The organism is Flaviramulus sp. BrNp1-15, assembly GCF_022259695.1.
GTDB lineage: Bacteria > Bacteroidota > Bacteroidia > Flavobacteriales > Flavobacteriaceae > BrNp1-15.
In genome coordinates this window covers 95,854-114,930 of sequence record NZ_CP092099.1, presented here as the reverse complement: position 1 = coordinate 114,930, position 19,077 = coordinate 95,854, and the positions used below count along the sequence as shown (strand labels likewise).

The following is a 19,077-nucleotide window of genomic DNA, read 5'->3' as shown; positions in this document are numbered from 1 at the left end:
ACCATTAAAATTATAAAGAATGATTTTAGAAATGAAAGTGCCTTCGCCAGGGGAATCCATTACAGAAGTGGAAATAGCAACATGGCTAGTGGAAGATGGAGATTACGTTGAAAAAGATCAAGCCATCGCTGAGGTAGATAGCGATAAGGCAACCCTTGAATTACCTGCTGAGGCAAGCGGAACTATAACGCTTAAAGCTGAAGAAGGTGATGCGGTAGCAGTTGGAGCTATTGTATGTTTAATAGATACAGCTGCAGCAAAACCAGAAGGAACTGATGCTCCAAAAGAAGAAAAGAAAGAAGCTCCTAAAGCTGAAGCGCCTAAACAAGAAGTAGCAGAAGCTAAAACCTACGCTACAGGTTCTGCAAGTCCAGCAGCTAAAAAGATTTTAGCAGAAAAAGGTATTGATGCGGCATCAGTAAACGGAACAGGTAAAGACGGAAGAATAACAAAAGATGATGCTGTAAAAGCAGTGCCTTCTATGGGAACTCCAACAGGAGGTAATAGAGGTTCTTCAAGAAGTAAAATGTCTATGCTTCGTCGTAAAGTTGCAGAACGTTTGGTAGAAGCTAAAAATACTACAGCAATGTTAACTACTTTTAACGAAGTAGATATGTCGCCTATTTTTGCTTTAAGGAAAGAATATAAAGAAACATTTAAATCTAAACACGGTGTTAGTTTAGGGTTTATGAGTTTCTTCACTCTAGCAGTTGTAAGAGCATTAAAAATGTATCCAGCAGTTAATTCAATGATTGATGGAAAAGAAATGATTTCTTACGATTTCTGTGATATTAGTATTGCTGTTTCTGGACCTAAAGGTTTAATGGTTCCTGTAATGCGAAATGTAGAAAACTTAAGTTTTAGAGGTGTTGAGTCTGAAGTAAAACGATTAGCAATTCGTGCGCGTGATGGACAAATTACCGTTGATGAAATGACAGGTGGAACATTTACAATTTCTAATGGAGGTGTATTTGGTAGTATGTTATCAACCCCAATAATTAACCCACCACAAAGTGGTATTTTAGGAATGCATAATATTGTTGAGCGTCCTGTAGCAGTTGATGGTAAAGTTGAAATTCGACCTATTATGTATGTAGCTCTATCTTACGATCATAGAATTATTGATGGTAAAGAAAGTGTTGGGTTTTTAGTGGCTGTTAAAGAAGCTTTAGAGAACCCTATTGAGTTATTGATGAATAACGATGTAAAAAAGGCCTTGGAATTATAATTTCAAAGAGCTCAAAAAATAATTATATTTAAAAAAGGTGTTCCTTAATTTATAGGGAACACCTTTTTTATTGAAAAACTAACTAACTAAATAAAGAAAACAAAAATATTTATAGTAATAACTGCAATGACTAAAATTACTAAACCAATGTAACAGCATTTATTGAGTATGTTGTTTTCTTCCTTCATTTTAAATTAAGTGGGGGTTAAAAACTCTGCACACTAAGGCGCAGAGTTTTTTAAAAATCTCCCAATAAGAGTTGATTAATAGCATTGTAAAAGTATATTACAAACAGGAAAAAAAAAATACGCACTTCTACGTATTTTTATATTATGGAATGTTTTTAAAAGGCGAAAGCTCTAAATCATTACAATTTAGAGCTTTCTATAATTCTCCCTAAGAACTAATTAATAGCACTGTAAATGTAGTTCATATGAATGATTAAAAAAATACGCACTTCTACGTATTTTTATAAAAATCTTTTATTTAATCCTGCCCAAATAGAAAGTGAAGTAGGTTTGTTGTCTAAACCTAATTTGGCAACAATATTACTACGGTGTTTATCAACTGTTCGAACAGAAATTGATAATTCGTCAGCAATATCTTGACTGGTTTTATTTTCAGAAATAAGTTTTACTATTTTTAATTCAGATTTAGTTAGTGACTCTAAAACTATAGGTTTTTGGATTGAATTATTGGTTTCTAAATAAGAGGCAATTTCTTCACTAAAATAAGGTGTGTTATTTACAACACTTTTAATGCAAGTTTCTATTTCTTCAATAGCAAACTCTTTTAAAATATATCCAAAAACATTAAACGCTTTAGCCTTATCATATAACTCTTCTTCTTTATCAAAAGTTATGAGAATTACTTTTGTTGGGAGGTTGTTTTTTTTACAAGCTTCAGCAATTTCTAATCCAGTTTTGTGAGGCATTCTAATATCAAGAATGGCAATTTCTGGTTTTAATTTAACTATTAGGTTATATGCTGTATTTCCGTCTTCAGCACTACCTACAATGTTAAAACCTCTAGAGGTTAAAAAATCGGTAAGACCGCGTAGCATCAAAGGATGATCATCTGCAATTACAATTGAGGTGTTCATTAATTCTAGGGAGTTGTGCTATTATTAAATTTAGTTTTTTGCCATTATAGTTTTAAATATAAATATTTCTTTTCATAATCTATGATGGCTTTTGCTTTTTTTAATATATCTGCTCCAATAATACCATCAACAGGTTTAGAATTATGGTTTACAAGCGCAGTATTTACATGAGTAAGATTAAATAAAACCAGTACTACTTTATTGTTTGTCCACTTTCCAATTTTAATCTTATTTTTTTTAGACATTTTAGTATCCATATCAATTGCGCCAGCACCAGCGGCTTTTATAATGGAGTCTTCGGCTTTTAATTTAAAAGTGTCAATCGCTTCAAAACCTACACAAGAGCTTGACGCGCCAGTATCTAGAATAAATAAACCTTTTTTACCATTAATAGTTGCTTTTATTTCAAAATGATTTGTTTTAGTAAGGTGTAATTTTATTTTGGTATAACCTTTTTCCAGAAGAAATTCTTGCAGCATAGTCATCAAATTAAGTTTAAACAAATATAATCATGTAAAAACAATTATTTTTACAAAATAGTATAACTTAAATTTAAGGTATTGATTATAACAGATACTCATACGCATTTATATAGTGAAGCTTTTGATGATGATAGAGATGAAATGATTAAACGAGCGATTAAGCAAGGCATTTCAAGGTTTTTTATTCCAGCAATAGATTCTACTTACACAGAAGCGATGCTTCAACTCGAAAAAGATTATCCAGAACATGTGTTTTTAATGATGGGTTTACACCCCACACATGTTAAAGAAAATTTTAACGAAGAGTTAAAACATGTCGAAGAGATGCTGGCATCAAGAAAATTTTATGCTGTAGGTGAAATAGGAATAGATTTGTACTGGGATAAATCAACTTTAAATATTCAAAAAACAGCATTTAAGCACCAGATTCAACTAGCAAAACAATATAAATTACCAATTGTTATTCATTGTAGAGAAGCGTTTGATGAAATTTTCGAAGTTTTAGAAACAGAAAAAAGTGATAGTTTATTCGGAATTTTTCATTGCTTTACAGGAACTTTAGAGCAAGCGCATCAAGCTATTTCATATAATATGAAACTAGGTATAGGAGGTGTAGCTACTTTTAAAAATGGAATGATAGATCAGTTTTTAAATCAAATAGATTTGAAACATATTGTTCTGGAGACAGACTCTCCTTATTTGGCTCCAGTTCCTTACAGAGGTAAACGAAACGAAAGTGTATATATATTAAAGGTATTAGAAAAATTATCAGAGATATATAATTTACCTTTAAATGCTATAGCAGATATTACTACGCAAAACTCCAAAGATGTTTTTAATATTTAAAATATGAGTAAATCTAAACCTAATATACTACTTATATATTCCGGAGGAACCATTGGTATGGTAAAAGATTTCAAAACAGGTGTATTAAAAGCTTTCGATTTTAAAACACTTTTAGAAAAAATACCAGAGCTACAACTTTTAGAATGTAAAATCGATACCATTTCTTTTAAAACACCAATAGACTCAAGTAATATGAATCCTAAATATTGGATTCAAATAGCCGAAATTATTGAAAGTAATTACAGTGCATTTGATGGTTTTGTAGTCTTGCACGGAAGCGATACTATGAGTTACACTGCTTCGGCACTTAGTTTTATGTTAGAAAATTTAGCAAAACCCGTTGTGTTTACTGGTTCTCAATTACCTATTGGCGATTTGCGTACCGATGCTAAAGAGAATTTAATTACATCCATTCAAGTAGCTTCTCTTCAGGTTAAAAGCAAGCCTGCTATTAAAGAAGTGTGCTTGTATTTTGAATACAAATTATATAGAGGAAATAGAACAACAAAAATAAATGCAGAACACTTTCAGGCATTTGCTTCTTTAAATTATCCAGACTTAGCAGAATCTGGAGTGTATTTAAAAATTAATAATGAATACTTGTTTAAGCCAAATACCAGAAAAAAATTAGTTGTTCATAAAAAGTTAGATGAAAATATTGCGCTTATTAAGTTGTTTCCAGGAATTTCAAAAGCTGTATTTGAAAGTGTATTTAACATTCCAGATTTAAAAGCAGTAATTATTGAAACTTATGGAGCAGGAAATTGTACTACAGAAAAATGGTTTATTGATATTTTAAAAGAAAATATATCGAAAAAAGGAATACATATTATAAATGTTACTCAATGCTCAGGCGGAAGTGTTATGATGGGACATTATGAAACGAGTAGCAAATTGAAAAAAATAGGTGTTATATCAGGAAAAGACATTACTACAGAAGCAGCAGTAGGTAAACTTATGTATATGTTGGGGCAGAATTTTTCTCGTAAAACGTTCAAAACCATGTACGAAACATCATTACGAGGAGAAATCACTTAAAATTAACTGTTAAAATTTTAGTGTTCAAAGATTTTTTCGTTATTTGAGCCCCCAAAATTAAGGTAAGTAGAAATACAGAGAGGTGGCCGAGTGGTCGAAGGCGCACGCCTGGAAAGTGTGTATACCTCAAAAGGGTATCGAGGGTTCGAATCCCTTCCTCTCTGCTGTTATTTTTTATTCCTAATTGCTTTTTTTTTAATATCTTTAACACTTTAACTAATAAAATTAAGAACTAGAACATGAAAAGATTATTTTCTATCCTTGCCATTACAGGAATGATGGCATTCGGAACAGCTAATGCAACTACAATTGCAAACACAACTACAGCAACAACTGTAACGGTAACACAAGAAGAGCCTGAAGCTGCTGCTGAGGAAACTTTAGGATTTCATCAAGAATTAAAGAAACGTTTTATTGAAGGAGGCCCAGGCTTCATGGGGATTGTATTATTATGTTTAATTCTAGGATTGGCAATAGCTATAGAAAGAATTATCTTTTTAAACCTTTCTACCACAAATACAAAAAAATTAACTCAAGATGTTGAAGATGCTTTAGCTTCTGGAGGTGTAGAAGCTGCAAAAGAAGTTTGTAGAAATACAAAAGGACCTATCGCTTCTATTTACTACCAAGGTTTAGACAGAACAGACGAAGGCATAGAAGCTGCTGAAAAAGCGGTTGTAGCTTACGGAGGTGTTCAAATGGGACAACTTGAAAAGAATGTATCTTGGATTTCATTATTTATCGCACTAGCACCAATGCTTGGTTTCATGGGTACGGTAATTGGTATGATTCAAGCTTTCGATAAAATTGAAGCTGCAGGAGACATGCAACCATCACTTGTTGCAGGTGGTATTAAAGTAGCACTTTTAACAACAGTATTTGGTTTAGTTGTAGCAATTATACTTCAAATTTTTTACAATTACATTATTGCTAAAATTGATAGCATTGTTAACGATATGGAAGATGCTTCTATCACGTTAATGGATCTATTAATTAGAAACAAGAAGTAATAATTTAAAACTAAAAAATTATGGGTTTACATAAAATTTTAAGAATAGTGGCTTTAGTGCTTGCTATAATTGGTGCGATTTTTGCACTGATAATTATAGCAGGTGATGAAGAAACTGCTCAAAGTATGGGTGGTAACTTACTATATGTTGCATATGTAGTACTTGGCATAGTAATAGCCTTAGTATTAATATTTGTACTAAAAGGATTGTTTGCAGGAAATATTAAAAAGACATTAATGACAGTTGGTGCATTTTTAGCAATCATTGTTATATCTTATATTATATCTTCTGGTTCAGATTTAAATTTGAAGCCTTTTAACGATAAAGGACTAGGTATAACTGAGGCTATATCTAAGAATGTAGGAGCTGGATTATATGCATTTTATTTCCTTGCAATATTAGCTATAGGCTCTATGTTATATGGAGGAGCAAAAAAAATATTTAATAGATAAATTATGGCAAAAAGAGCAGCACCAGAAGTAAATGCAGGCTCGATGGCCGACATTGCTTTTTTACTTTTAATTTTCTTCTTAGTAACAACTACTATAGAAACAGACTCGGGTATTAACCGTAAACTTCCTCCAATGGAAGAGTCTGATGAAGATGTTATTATCAAGCAAAAAAACATTTTTACTGTTTTATTAAACGGTAAAGATCAATTGCTTGTAGAAGATGAATTAATGGAACTTAAAGACTTAAGAAAAGCGGCTAAAGAGTTTTTAGATAATGGTGGAGATGGATCTTGTGATTACTGTAGAGGAAAAAAAGACCCTTCATCTTCAGATAATCCAGATAAAGCTATCATATCTCTAAAAAATGAGCGTGAGACAACTTATAAAACATATATAGCTGTACAAAATGAATTAGTAGCAGCTTATAATGAGTTAAGGGATGCTAGAGCCCAAGCACAATACGGACAGCCTTTCACTGAAATGGAAGCTAATTATAAAGACGTAAACTGGCCTGGGAATAAAGAGAGATTAAAAGAGAAAATTGAGCAAATTAAGCTTGATTATCCTCAGAAGCTTTCAGAAGTTCAATAGATTAAAATTTAACATTTATAAATATGTCTAAATTTAAAAAGAAAAAGAGTGGCGACATGCCAGCAGTTAATACAGCATCATTACCTGATATTGTGTTTATGTTATTATTCTTCTTTATGGTTGCCACAGTTATGAGGCAAAATACTTTAATGATTGATAATAATTTACCATTTGCAGATCAGGTTGAGAAGCTAGATAAAAAAGATTTGGTAATGTATATTTATGCAGGTAAACCAAGTCAAAATTATAAGCAATATGGAACAGAAGCAAAAATTCAGCTTAATGATAAGTTTGCCGATGTTAAAGATATTGCTGCTTTTATAGCTGCTGAACGTGCTTCAAAACGTGAAGAATTAATTCCATTTCTAACTACAGCATTAAAAGTTGATAGTGATGCTAATATGGGATTAATTGGCGATATTAAGCAAGAATTACGTAAAGTTAATGCACTTAAAATAAATTACACAACCAAAAAGGGTAGTGTATTTGGAAGAAATTAATTTTACTTTCTTAATTTTATATAAAGGCGTTTTGATTATCAAAACGCCTTTTTTATTTTAAATACCTTGAAATTTTAATATAATTGTAGAGTTATATATTAACTATAATAATATCTTTTATATATGTGCTTATTAGTTCGGTTATTTGTTTTGTTTAGTGTAACATTTATTTATGGACAAGAGACTGTTACAAAAGACGTTGACTCACTCTATAAAGAAGATCAGTTTTATGCTGGGGTTACTTATAATTTAATTGGTAAAAGACCTACAGATGTTAAGCAAAGTGGCTTTTCGCTTGGGTTTCATTTAGGTTACATTAAAGATATGCCTATAAATAAAGCAAGAAATGTAGCAATAGGTGTTGGACTTGGATATTCTGCTAATTCATTTAATCAAAACCTACTTATAAATACAGATGATACTGGAACATTTACCTATAGTATTTTAGAAGGTAATACCTATACAAAAAATAAATTTTCAACGCATTTAATTGAATTGCCTATTGAATTTAGATGGCGAACATCTACTCCAACAGATTATAGTTTTTGGCGTATTTATGCAGGTTTTAAATTTGGGTACGTGTTAACACATACTACAAAATATAGAGGCGATTTAGGAAGCATAAAATTCAGTAATAACAATGATTTTAATAATCTTCAATATGGTTTAACATTAAGCGCAGGGTATAATACTTGGAATGTTCATTTATACTATGCTTTAAATCCTATTTTTTCAAATAATGCTCAACTTGATGGAACTACTATTGATATGAATGTTGTTAAAGTAGGCTTAATGTTTTATATACTATAGCCAATAATTAACTAGAATTAATTGCGGTATCATTCCAATAAAAAAACCTAGAATAAGTTCTATATAAGTATGTGCATTCATGTGTAACCTAGAAGTTGCTATGGCACCAATTATAATTACCATTAAAGCCAGCGTTCCATTTATATTTATACTAAAGTGAATGCTTAATGCTACAAAAAACATAAAGATACCAGATATACCAATCATGTGTATACTTGCTTTAAACTTCAAGAATGCAAGTAATAAGCACGTTAAATTAGAAATAAGAATTCCTAAAAAGAAAAAATAAAGTTCAATAACCTGCGATGGCGTTGCAATACGTTTTAACACCAAAATAATTATAATACTATTAAGTATTAAAGGATATATTCGTTCTTCTGTACTTTCTAGGTTAATAGATTTTACTTTGCCTAGTGTTCTTAATAAATAAAATAATAGAATTGGAAGTATAATAGTTAGTATAGAAAGCGATACTAATTTTGCTTGTATAACTTCTCTGGGGATAAAGCGAGGTGATTTTGAAAAATAGAAAATAACACCTAAAAGTGGCATTATTAAAGGGTGAAAAATATACGAGATACTTTTTAGTAGCTTATCCATTATATTTTTTTACGCAATCTGGCAACAGGAATATCTAACTGCTCCCTATATTTTGCCACAGTACGTCTGGCAATAGGATAGCCTTTTTCTTTTAAAATAGAAGCTAATGTTTCGTCTGTTAAAGGTTTTTTCTTGTTTTCTTCTTCAATAACAGTTTCTAAAATTTTCTTTATTTCTCTAGTTGAAACATCTTCTCCTTGGTCATTTTTCATCGATTCTGAAAAGAATTCTTTTATCAATTTGGTACCATAAGGTGTATCAACATATTTACTATTTGCAACTCTAGATACTGTTGAAACGTCCATGTTTATTTCATCTGCAATATCCTTTAAAATCATAGGCTTCAAGTTACGTTCATCACCAGTTAAAAAATATTCTTTTTGATAATGCATGATAGCACTCATAGTAACGAATAACGTTTGTTGACGCTGTTTAATAGCTTCTATAAACCATTTTGCAGCATCTAATTTTTGCTTGATGAAGATGACAGCATCTTTTTGTGATTTCGATTTGTCCTTAGAATCCTTGTAGCCTTTAAGCATGTTATTATACTCTCTGGAAACATGAAGCTCTGGAGCATTTCTACCGTTAAGAGTCAATTCTAATTCACCATCAACAATTTTAATAGCAAAATCTGGAACAACATGTTCTACAATTCTATTATTTCCTGCATAAGAACCACCTGGTTTTGGGTTTAAATGCTCAATTTCGTGAATTGCATCTTTTAGCTGAGTTTCTGAGATATCGAATTTTTGAAGTAATTTTTTGTAATGCTTCTTTGTAAACTGATCAAAGGCATTATCAATAATGTTAATAGCTAATTCTGTATCTTGAGTTTTATCTTTTCTATGTAATTGAATACTTAAACACTCTTGTAAGTTTCTTGCACCAACACCAGCAGGATCTAATTGGTGAACAATTCTAAGAACTTTTTCTATATTTTCCTCTGTTGTATAAACGTTTTGGGTAAAAGCCAAATCGTCCATAATATCACCTAACTCTCTACGTATGTATCCGCTTTCATCTACACTACCAACTAAAAATTCAGCAATTTCTCGCTCTTCATCGTTTAATCTGTAGGTATTTAATTGGTTTATTAAATGCTGAGTGAACGATGTACCTGCTGCATAAGGCATAGTTTTTTCTTCATCATCACTACTATAGTTATTGGCTTGCGTGCGGTAATCTGGAATTTCATCATCACTTAAATACTCATCAACATTTATTTCATCACTCCCAATGGTTTCACTATCATTAAATTCATCTGCAGAATTATCAAAGTCTGAATCTAAATCATTTTCATTGGATTCTTTACCACCTTCAAGCGCAGGGTTTTCTTCTAACTCTTGCTTTAAACGTTGCTCGAAAGCTTGTGTAGGCAGTTGTATCAATTTCATTAATTGAATTTGCTGCGGCGACAGTTTTTGCGATAATTTAAATTGTAAATGTTGTTTAAGCATGTTTCGATTTAAGGTGGTTACTCAAATATAAAAAAAGGAATTATCTTACCAAAGTTATACCAAATTTGAAATAATATTAAAATTCTGCATTTTGCGGTGTTCTTGGATAAGGAATAACATCTCTAATATTACTCATACCAGTGGCAAACATAACTAAACGCTCAAAACCTAAACCAAAACCAGAGTGAACTGCGGTACCATATTTACGCAAATCTAAATACCACCAAAGTTCTTCTTCTGGAATATTAATGGCAGCCATTTTTTGTTTTAGAACCTCTAAACGTTCTTCACGTTGTGCTCCACCAACAATTTCGCCAATACCAGGAAATAAGATATCCATGGCGCGTACGGTTTTGCCATCGTCGTTTAAGCGCATATAAAACGCTTTTATATTAGCAGGATAATCAAATAATATAACAGGACATTTAAAATGTTTTTCAACTAAAAAGCGCTCATGTTCACTTTGTAAATCGGTACCCCAATCGTTAATTAAATATTTGAATTTCTTCTTTTTATTAGGTTTACAATTACGTAAAATATCTATAGCTTCGGTATAACTAACTCGTTTAAAATGGTTGTCTGTAACAAAGTTTAATTTTTCAATTAAACTCATATCGCTTCTTTCGGCCTGAGGTTTAGTTTTGTCTTCGTCTTGTAAACGTTTATCTAAAAATTCTAAATCTTCACGATTGTTTTCAAGTACATATGAAATAACCGATTTCATAAAATCTTCAGCTAAGTCCATATTACCAGCTAAATCCATAAAAGCTACTTCTGGTTCTATCATCCAGAATTCTGCTAAATGGCGTGAGGTATTAGAGTTTTCAGCTCTAAATGTAGGTCCAAAAGTATAAACCTTCCCCAACGACATAGCATAGGTTTCGGCTTCTAATTGACCAGAGACAGTTAGGTTAGTTTCTTTTCCGAAGAAATCTTTAGAGTAATCTACTTTGCCATTATCATCTTTAGGTAAATTATTAACATCAAGACTAGTTACTTGAAACATTTCGCCAGCACCTTCTGCATCACTTCCTGTTATAATAGGCGCATGCATATAATAAAAACCATTATCATTAAAGTATTTGTGAATAGCGAATGATAAGGCAGAACGTAAACGCATTACCGCACTAAATGTATTTGTACGTGTGCGTAAATGTGCATTTTCTCTTAAAAATTCAAAAGAATGTTTTTTAGGTTGAATTGGGAAGGTTTCAGGATCTGAATCTCCTAATATGAATAATTCACTAACTTTAATTTCTACCTTTTGGCCTTTACCTTGGCTTTCTACCAATTCTCCTTTTATATGAATAGCAGCACCAGTTGTAATTCGTTTTAAAAGTGCTTCATCAAAGTTTTCAAAATCAACAACGCATTGTATATTATTTATAGTTGAACCATCGTTTAAAGCTATAAAACGATTGGCTCTAAACGTTCTTACCCAACCTTTAATTTCTACTTCTGGTATAACAATATCTTGCGATAGTAATTCTGATACAGTTTTTAATTGCATGTGTATAAAATTTATAGTGTAAAGATAAAAAAAGCGTATCGGCTTTCCATCTTTTGAATATTTAAAAAAGTATGTTGAAAATTATTCTTCTTCGTCTTCTTCTGGAATAATATTTATTGATGGTTCTCTAAGTACTTGTTTATTAGCAATACTGCGTTCTAAAGACAGTAATAAAGATGGTAATAATAATAAGTTTGATAGCATTGCAAACAATAATGTAGCAGAAACTAAAGCACCTAATGCTACTGTACCACCAAAACTAGAAATGGTAAATACTGAAAAACCAAAAAATAAAACTATAGATGTGTAAAACATACTTACTCCGGTTTCACGAAGCGCACCGTAAACAGATGTTTTAATTTTCCAGTGATTAGCTTGTAATTCCTGTCTATATTTTGCTAAAAAGTGAATAGTATCATCAACCGAAATACCAAAAGCTATACTAAATACTAATATTGTTGATGGTTTGATAGGTACACCTAAATAACCCATTAAACCAGCCGTAACTAAGAGCGGTAATAAGTTTGGAATAAGCGATACAATAATCATACGTCCAGACCTAAATAAATATGCCATAAAAAGAGCAATTAAAAATATGGCTAATGATAATGAAATGGCTAAATTTTTAACAAGATATTTAGTTCCTTTTTGGAATACTAAAGCTTTACCAGTCATAGTAACATCGTATCGATCTTCAGGGAAAACTTTGTCTATTTTAGTTTGAATATTTTCTTCAATACGTTCCATTTTATCAGTTCCAATATCCTTCATAAACGTAGTTATACGAGCATATTGTCCTGTACTGTCTACAAAGTTTTTAAGTAAATCGATATTAGAAGAAGAATTTTTAGCATAAGATAAAATGAAGCTATTTTCTTGAGAGGTAGGTAATTGATAAAATTTTGGATTACCGTTGTAATAAGCTTGTTTAGAATATTTAACTAACCCAACAACGGAAACAGGTTTTGATAATTCTGGAGTTTCAACAATTAAATCTTCCAGTTCTTCCATACGTTTAAGCGTAGAAAGTTTCATAACACCTTTTTTACGTTTGGTGTCTACCATAATTTCTAAAGGCATTATGCCATTAAATTCATCTTCAAAGAATCGAATATCGTTTACAAAACCAGATTCTTGAGGCATATCTTCAATTAAACTTCCAGATATTTTTATTTGATAAATTCCTATAATGCTAACAATAAGTAATACTACAGAAGTTGCATATATGGCAATACGTTTTTGCTTTACCATGTGTTCCATCCAATCAACAAAACCACCAATCCAACGTTTATTTAAATGCTCTAAATGACGGTCTTTAGGATAAGGTAAAAAGGTGTAGATAATAGGTATTATAAGTAAACACAAAATAAAAATTGCCAAAATACTTAACGAGGCTACCACACCAAATTCTTTTAAAAGTTTACTTTCGGTTAAAATAAAAGTGGCAAAACCAGAAGCAGTTGTTACATTGGTCATTAAAGTGGCATTACCAATTTTAGTAATAACACGTTGTAACGATTTTACTTTATTACCATGTAACTTAACTTCGTGTTGGTATTTGTTAATTAAAAATATACAGTTAGGAATACCAATAACAATAATGAGTGGCGGAATAAGGGCTGTTAAAACCGTGATTTCATAATTTAACAAACCAATGATTCCTAAGGTCCACATAACACCAATGCAAACCACTATTAATGAAATAAAAGTGGCTCTAAAAGACCTAAAAAAGAAAAAGAAAATAATAGATGTTACTAGTAATGCAGCAAGAATAAAAAGACGAATTTCATCAACTATATTTTGCGAATTAAGTGTTCTTATATACGGCATACCAGACACTCTAACATCTAAATTGTTTTTAGTTTCAAATGCCTCAATACTTGGTATTAGCGTATTAATTACAAAGTCTTTTCTAGCAGACGTGTTTACAATGTCCTTTTTTAAGTAAATAGCAGTTCTGATAGTTTTTGTTTCTTTATTAAATAAGAAATTATCATAAAACGGATATTGTTTAAAAAGCTCATTTTGTAATTTTTCAATTTGAGATAACGACGAAATTGAATCTTTAATGAAAGGTTCTAACTTAAATTTTTCATTTTCGGTATCTTTTATAAGCTTTTGAAGATCCTTAATCGAAATTACAGTTTCAACAGCCTTATCTTTTTTAAAGTCTTGAGAAAGTTTGTTCCAAGCATTTATTTTTTCAACTGTAAATAGCGAGCTATCTTTTACACCAAAAACGATAAGGTTGCCTTCTTCTCCAAATTTCTTTAAAAAATTATTATAAGTTATGTTTACTGCATGATCGTCTGGCAATAAATTGGCTTCGGTATAAGTAAAACGCATGTTGTCCCATTGTCTACTAAAGAAAAGGGTTACTAAGACTATACCAACAATAATTATGATCTTATTTCTTAAAATCAATCTTGCGGTTACATCCCAAAAGTCGTTTGTGAAAAGTTTAAACATGCTTTAATTTAAAGATGCGCAAAGGTAGAAAAAACAAGCATATTACATCATAATGAGACGTTAAATGTAAACTTAAACGCAACATTATCACTAAATTCTGGTAAGTGATATCCGCCATAACGATATGTAAAGCTAAATCCAAAGCCAAAAAGTAGTTTATTAATTTCAAAACCAGATTCTGAATACCCTTTTTTTAACGAGCCAAAAGATATGTTTTGATGTCTTTCGGGATTTTTCATATCACCAATAGCATAGCGTGTAATTAATACAAGTTGAGGCTTGTAACGCTTTGATATATTAAAAGGTTTTATAAAGTGTTTTAACTGAAATGTTGCAAATTTATCTGAAAAAAATTCATTAAAATACATGGTTTCAAAACTGTTTAATCCAGCAACAGAAAACCTTTGTAAAATAGTTTCTTTGGTAATATTATTAGGGTAAGCATGATACATGTGCGTTAAAGGCGTGTGGCCATTTGCTATACCAGAAACTAAGGTTATTTCAGAAAAAGCATCATCTTCATTCCCAATTTTGTATATGGTTCTAAAATCTAATTTTGAAAAATTAAAATCACTTTTAAAAACATCGTTAAAACTTTTTGTGTATTGAAGTGTGAATTTTGGATATCCATCTTTAACTTTTTTTAATTCTTCTTTTTCATCGACTTCAAAAACATCAAAAGGATTCCATTGTAAAGCTATTTTTGCTGTGCTTATGTCAAAATTTGTAAAAGAATTACCATCAATATTAAAATTATAACCATAGGTTGGTTCAATTTTACTAGCAGCTAATTCTGTTTCAGACAATAATTTGTTGGAAAATTGATGCTCTAAAGCGATAGATTTTGTTATGTGTTTGTGAAATAAATCTATGTTTAACAAGCGTGGTTCAAAAAACTGAAAAAAACGCTTATCAGTTAAAAATTTTGTACTTCCAGTCTCTTGTAAATCATCTGTATAAGCTAGATTTAACCATGTATTAGTTTTTTCTGCTAATCTAAATCCACCACCAATACTGTATTTAAAGCGATGGTCTCTAAACCCATAAACTACATAACTGTTTATTCTATATTTTTCTGAGAAATCATCATTAGTTACACCACCAAGTCCGGTTCTTACACCTTCATATTGATTGTATTTTATTAAATAGCGTAAATCGAAATTTAAATATTTTGTAGGAAAGAAACCATTACCCAATTGTTTTAAAAACGCACTTTTTTTTATAGAATCTTGTTCGGGTTTGGTTCTTTTTTCTGAGAATGATTGTGCTTGTGCTAGGTTAGCACAAATAATAAAAAGAAATAAAACAAAGTGTTTTAACATTAAACAACCAAAAACAAAAGAGTTATTAAAAAAGCGACTACAATGTCGCTTTTCAATTTATACAGTCATGATTTCCTTTTCTTTATTATCGAAAAGTTCATCAACTTTCTTAACGTGATTATCGGTTATTTGTTGTACATCAATTTCAGCATTAGCTTTTAAATCTTCAGAGACGTCGTCTAGTTTTTTGATGTCATTATTAGCATCTTTACGTGCTGTTCTTATACTTACTTTTGCATCTTCTGTTTCTGCTTTAGCTTGTTTAGCTAACTCACGTCTGCGCTCTTCTGTTAAAGGCGGCACATTAATTATAATGGTTTCACCATTATTCATTGGATTAAAGCCAAGGTTTGCATAGGCAATACCACGCTCAATTTCTTGAAGCATGCTTTTTTCCCAAGGTTGTACTGTAATTGTTCTACCATCTGGCGTGTTTACATTGGCTACTTGGTTTAATGGTGTTTGTGTACCATAGTAGTCTACCATAACACTACCAAGCATTGCAGGACTTGCTTTTCCTGCTCTAATATTAACAAATTGTTTTTCCAGATGCTTAATGGCGTTATCCATTGCTTCTTTAGCTGTGTCTAATATAAATTGTATGTCTTCGTTCATTGTTTTAAACTTTTAAGTCAAATTACAATATAATGATTTCAAAAATTAAGCCAATTTTAAATATTTACCTCTGTACCTATTTTTTCGCCAGAAACAACTTTAAGTAAATTACCTTTTTTATTCATATCAAAAACAATAATAGGTAAATTATTTTCTTGACTTAAAGTAAATGCTGTAGTATCCATTACTTTTAATCCTTTGCGTAAAACATCATCAAAAGATATGTTATTGAATTTTACAGCTTTTTTATCTTTTTCTGGGTCTGTATTATAAATACCATCAACACGTGTTCCTTTTAAAATAACATCAGCTTCAATCTCTATGGCACGTAATACCGCAGCAGAATCTGTTGTAAAATAAGGGTTTCCTGTTCCACCACCAAAAATAACAACTCTACCTTTTTCTAAATGGCGCATGGCTTTTCTTCTTATAAAAGGTTCTGCCACCTCATTAATTTTTATAGCTGTTTGCAATCTGGTTGGTATTCCAGCATCCTCAAGAGCACTTTGTAAAGCTAAACCATTAATGACAGTAGCCAACATGCCCATATGGTCTCCCTGAACTCGGTCCATACCATTACTAGCACCAGCAACACCTCTAAAAATATTACCTCCACCAATTACTATAGCAACTTCAACACCTTTGTCTGTTATGGTTTTTATGTCTTTAGCATATTCTGCTAAACGTTCTGGGTCTATACCATATTGGCGTTCTCCCATTAAGGCTTCACCAGATAGTTTTAAAAGTATTCTTTTATATTTCATTAGTAGAATTTTATTGTTTAATGGCCTAATGTAATTCGCCAACATACATTAGTTTTTGACAAAAATAATTGATTTGGCTCATTTCATGAGTTTTTTTCTGAGGTTGAGCAAAGCTACATAATTTTTTTAATTTTTGAATTTATATGGATTAGGATTTTATGAATAAAAAAACCACTATTCTAATTAAGAATAGTGGTTTAGTATATTGTATTTCGCAAAAGCGAAATACGGAGGTTTTTAACCTACTGTTGCACGTTTAAATCCTGAGATTTCAACTTCACCATAAGAAGAAACGTATTCTGCTACAGTTTTTTTATCGTCTTTAATGAATTTTTGATCTAATAAACATTGCTCTTGATCAAGAGTTGTGTTATCAGAGATAAAACGCTCAATTTTTCCTGGTAAAATTCTGTCCCAGATTTGTTCTGGTTTACCTTCAGCTTTTAATTCAGCTTTAGCAGCTTCTTCAGCTTTAGCTATAACTTCAGGAGTTAATTGCTGCATAGATATATATTGAGGTACATTTTTAAGAGTTTTCCCTAAACGACCTAATTCAATATTATCTTTTTCAATTACTGCAATTCTAGCTTCAGTTTCTGATGCAACGAATGCAGGATCAAAATCTTTGTAAGATAATGTAGTTGCTCCCATTGAAGCGACTTGCATTGCAACATCTTTTACTAAAACATCAGCATTATCAACTTTAGCAGTTAATCCAACTAAAGCAGCAATTTTGTTAATATGTACGTAAGTACCAACGTAAGGTGCTTCTAATTTTTCAAAAGCAGTAATATCTAATTTCTCACCAATTACACCAGTTTGCTCAACTAATTTCTCAGCAACTGTCATCCCTCCAAAATCAGCAGCTAAAAACGCTTCTTTAGAATCTTGGTTTAATGCGATATCTGCTAAATCGTTAGCCAAAGCAAGGAAGTTTTCGTTTTTACCAACAAAGTCAGTTTCACATCCTAAAACAATGGCAACACCAGCAGTTTGGTCTGCATTAATTTTAGAAACAGCTGCACCTTCAGATGAATCTCTGTCAGCTCTTTTTTCAGCAACTTTTTGTCCTTTCTTACGAAGCACTTCAATAGCTTTATCAAAATCACCTTCAGCTTCTACTAAAGCTTTCTTGCAGTCCATCATACCTGCACCCGTTGCTTGTCTTAATTTGTTTACCTCTTGGGCTGTTACTTTTACTGTAGTACTCATAGTAATTATAATTTAAAAAAGTCGTTCAATAAATTTTCTATAGAGAAAAGAATTAAACGACTTAATTATGTTTTATTAATGTTATTTATTCTTCTTCTTCTGTTGCAACAGCTTTTTTAGCTGAAGCTTTTGCTTTAGGAGCATCAGCTTTAGATGATGCAGAAGCTTCTTTTTCAGCTTTGCGTTCAGCTAATCCTGTAGATACAGCAGATGCTACATGCGTTAAGATTTTATCTATCGATTTAGAAGCGTCATCATTAGCAGGGATAACATAATCAACTTGACGTGGGTCTGAGTTGGTATCTACCATTGCAAAAATTGGAATGTTTAATTTTTGAGCTTCTTTAATCGCGATATGCTCACGCTTAATATCTACAACAAATAAAGCACCTGGTAAACGTGTCATGTCGCTAATTGAACCTAAGTTTTTCTCTAACTTAGCTCTTAAACGATCAACTTGTAAACGCTCTTTTTTAGAAAGAGTCATAAACGTACCGTCTTTCTTCATTCTATCAATAGAAGCCATTTTTTTAACAGCTTTTCTAATAGTAACAAAGTTTGTTAACATTCCACCTGGCCATCTTTCAGTGATGTAAGGCATGTTAATTTCACCAGCTTTTTCAGCTACGATATCTTTTGCTTGTTTTTTTGTTGCAACGAATAAAATTTTACGTCCAGAAGCTGCAATTTTTGCTAATGCTGCTCCGGCTTCATCAATTTTAGCCGCTGTTTTGTAAAGGTTTATAATATGGATACCGTTGCGTTCCATATAAACGTAAGGAGCCATGTTTGGATCCCACTTACGTGTAAGGTGTCCGAAGTGTACACCTGCTTCAAGTAATTCTTTTACTTCTACTGCCATTTTTGTAATAGTTTACGTTCTGTTGAATTAGCAATGATTAAGTGGTCATTTTTTAAAAATTCGCCTTAACCATTTAGATGCTAAACTAAATCCTGTTTTTACACTAGGACAACAATAACTGTTTTTTTATGCTGAACTCGTTTCAGCAACTTTTTAATTTTATTTTGAACATGATTTAGGAAACTGATAAACAGATCCTGAATC

Annotated in this window: 19 protein-coding genes and 1 tRNA gene; 9 read left to right on the top strand and 11 right to left on the bottom strand. The window is 31.4% G+C overall.

What is annotated here, in order from left to right; genetic code table 11:
* Nucleotides 1-19 precede the first annotated feature (19 nt).
* Nucleotides 20-1,228: a 2-oxoglutarate dehydrogenase complex dihydrolipoyllysine-residue succinyltransferase gene (gene odhB / locus MBM09_RS00485; RefSeq protein ID WP_238674889.1), complete on the top strand. Its 1,209-nt coding sequence runs from the start codon at nucleotides 20-22 to the stop codon at nucleotides 1,226-1,228.
* Nucleotides 1,229-1,697: 469 nt separating this feature from the next.
* Here odhB and MBM09_RS00480 read toward each other — a convergent pair whose 3' ends face one another.
* Entirely contained in the window at nucleotides 1,698-2,330 is a 633-nt protein-coding gene (locus tag MBM09_RS00480; protein ID WP_238674888.1) for a response regulator transcription factor, read from the bottom strand.
* A 44-nt stretch (nucleotides 2,331-2,374) separates the two neighbouring features.
* Complete coding sequence (locus MBM09_RS00475) at nucleotides 2,375-2,815, bottom strand: TIGR02281 family clan AA aspartic protease (protein WP_238674887.1); 441 nt, start codon at nucleotides 2,813-2,815, stop codon at nucleotides 2,375-2,377.
* A 75-nt stretch (nucleotides 2,816-2,890) separates the two neighbouring features.
* Here MBM09_RS00475 and MBM09_RS00470 point away from each other — a divergent pair, with 75 nt between their 5' ends.
* The 8 genes from MBM09_RS00470 to MBM09_RS00435 all read left to right on the top strand — a co-directional run bounded on the left by MBM09_RS00470 (nucleotide 2,891) and on the right by MBM09_RS00435 (nucleotide 8,059).
* Nucleotides 2,891-3,658: a TatD family hydrolase gene (locus MBM09_RS00470; RefSeq protein ID WP_238674886.1), complete on the top strand. Its 768-nt coding sequence runs from the start codon at nucleotides 2,891-2,893 to the stop codon at nucleotides 3,656-3,658.
* A gap of 3 nt (nucleotides 3,659-3,661) precedes the next feature.
* The gene (locus MBM09_RS00465; RefSeq protein WP_238674885.1) at nucleotides 3,662-4,696 is read left to right on the top strand and encodes an asparaginase; all 1,035 of its coding nucleotides are present in this window, start codon (nucleotides 3,662-3,664) and stop codon (nucleotides 4,694-4,696) included.
* 76 nt (nucleotides 4,697-4,772) lie between these two features.
* Nucleotides 4,773-4,860, top strand: a tRNA-Ser gene (locus MBM09_RS00460).
* A 75-nt stretch (nucleotides 4,861-4,935) separates the two neighbouring features.
* Nucleotides 4,936-5,706 (top strand): MotA/TolQ/ExbB proton channel family protein, encoded by a 771-nt coding sequence (locus MBM09_RS00455; protein WP_238674884.1) that lies wholly within the window; start codon nucleotides 4,936-4,938, stop codon nucleotides 5,704-5,706.
* A 20-nt stretch (nucleotides 5,707-5,726) separates the two neighbouring features.
* On the top strand, nucleotides 5,727-6,158 hold the full coding sequence (locus tag MBM09_RS00450) for a hypothetical protein (protein ID WP_238674883.1): 432 nt from the start codon (nucleotides 5,727-5,729) through the stop codon (nucleotides 6,156-6,158).
* Between the two features lie 3 nt (nucleotides 6,159-6,161).
* Complete coding sequence (locus MBM09_RS00445) at nucleotides 6,162-6,749, top strand: biopolymer transporter ExbD (protein WP_238674882.1); 588 nt, start codon at nucleotides 6,162-6,164, stop codon at nucleotides 6,747-6,749.
* 23 nt (nucleotides 6,750-6,772) lie between these two features.
* A complete protein-coding gene (locus MBM09_RS00440; RefSeq protein WP_238674881.1) occupies nucleotides 6,773-7,249 on the top strand; it encodes a biopolymer transporter ExbD in 477 nt (158 codons plus the stop codon).
* Nucleotides 7,250-7,372: 123 nt separating this feature from the next.
* Nucleotides 7,373-8,059 (top strand): porin family protein, encoded by a 687-nt coding sequence (locus MBM09_RS00435; protein WP_238674880.1) that lies wholly within the window; start codon nucleotides 7,373-7,375, stop codon nucleotides 8,057-8,059.
* On the opposite strand, the gene MBM09_RS00430 is transcribed toward MBM09_RS00435, so the two are convergent.
* From MBM09_RS00430 to rpsB, 9 genes are all read right to left on the bottom strand, one after another.
* Nucleotides 8,054-8,659 carry a hypothetical protein gene (locus MBM09_RS00430; RefSeq protein ID WP_238674879.1) on the bottom strand — a complete coding sequence of 202 codons (606 nt, stop codon included), beginning with the start codon at nucleotides 8,657-8,659 and terminating at the stop codon, nucleotides 8,054-8,056. The genes MBM09_RS00435 and MBM09_RS00430 overlap by 6 nt on opposite strands.
* Nucleotides 8,659-10,119, bottom strand: a complete 1,461-nt coding sequence (gene rpoN / locus MBM09_RS00425; protein ID WP_238674878.1) for an RNA polymerase factor sigma-54 — start codon at nucleotides 10,117-10,119, stop codon at nucleotides 8,659-8,661. Before rpoN ends, MBM09_RS00430 begins: the two co-directional genes overlap by 1 nt.
* A 76-nt stretch (nucleotides 10,120-10,195) precedes the next feature.
* Complete coding sequence (gene asnS, locus MBM09_RS00420; RefSeq protein WP_238674877.1) at nucleotides 10,196-11,629, bottom strand: asparagine--tRNA ligase; 1,434 nt, start codon at nucleotides 11,627-11,629, stop codon at nucleotides 10,196-10,198.
* 81 nt (nucleotides 11,630-11,710) lie between these two features.
* Nucleotides 11,711-14,098: an RND family transporter gene (locus tag MBM09_RS00415; RefSeq protein ID WP_238674876.1), complete on the bottom strand. Its 2,388-nt coding sequence runs from the start codon at nucleotides 14,096-14,098 to the stop codon at nucleotides 11,711-11,713.
* Between the two features lie 47 nt (nucleotides 14,099-14,145).
* On the bottom strand, nucleotides 14,146-15,420 hold the full coding sequence (locus tag MBM09_RS00410) for a DUF5686 family protein (RefSeq protein ID WP_238674874.1): 1,275 nt from the start codon (nucleotides 15,418-15,420) through the stop codon (nucleotides 14,146-14,148).
* Between the two features lie 57 nt (nucleotides 15,421-15,477).
* Complete coding sequence (gene frr, locus MBM09_RS00405; protein ID WP_238674872.1) at nucleotides 15,478-16,035, bottom strand: ribosome recycling factor; 558 nt, start codon at nucleotides 16,033-16,035, stop codon at nucleotides 15,478-15,480.
* A 56-nt stretch (nucleotides 16,036-16,091) separates the two neighbouring features.
* The gene (gene pyrH, locus MBM09_RS00400) at nucleotides 16,092-16,799 is read right to left on the bottom strand and encodes a UMP kinase (RefSeq protein WP_238674870.1); all 708 of its coding nucleotides are present in this window, start codon (nucleotides 16,797-16,799) and stop codon (nucleotides 16,092-16,094) included.
* Between the two features lie 237 nt (nucleotides 16,800-17,036).
* On the bottom strand, nucleotides 17,037-18,011 hold the full coding sequence (gene tsf / locus MBM09_RS00395) for a translation elongation factor Ts (RefSeq protein WP_238674868.1): 975 nt from the start codon (nucleotides 18,009-18,011) through the stop codon (nucleotides 17,037-17,039).
* An 85-nt stretch (nucleotides 18,012-18,096) separates the two neighbouring features.
* Nucleotides 18,097-18,873 carry a 30S ribosomal protein S2 gene (rpsB, locus tag MBM09_RS00390; RefSeq protein ID WP_238674866.1) on the bottom strand — a complete coding sequence of 259 codons (777 nt, stop codon included), beginning with the start codon at nucleotides 18,871-18,873 and terminating at the stop codon, nucleotides 18,097-18,099.
* Between the last annotated feature and the right edge of the window lie 204 nt (nucleotides 18,874-19,077).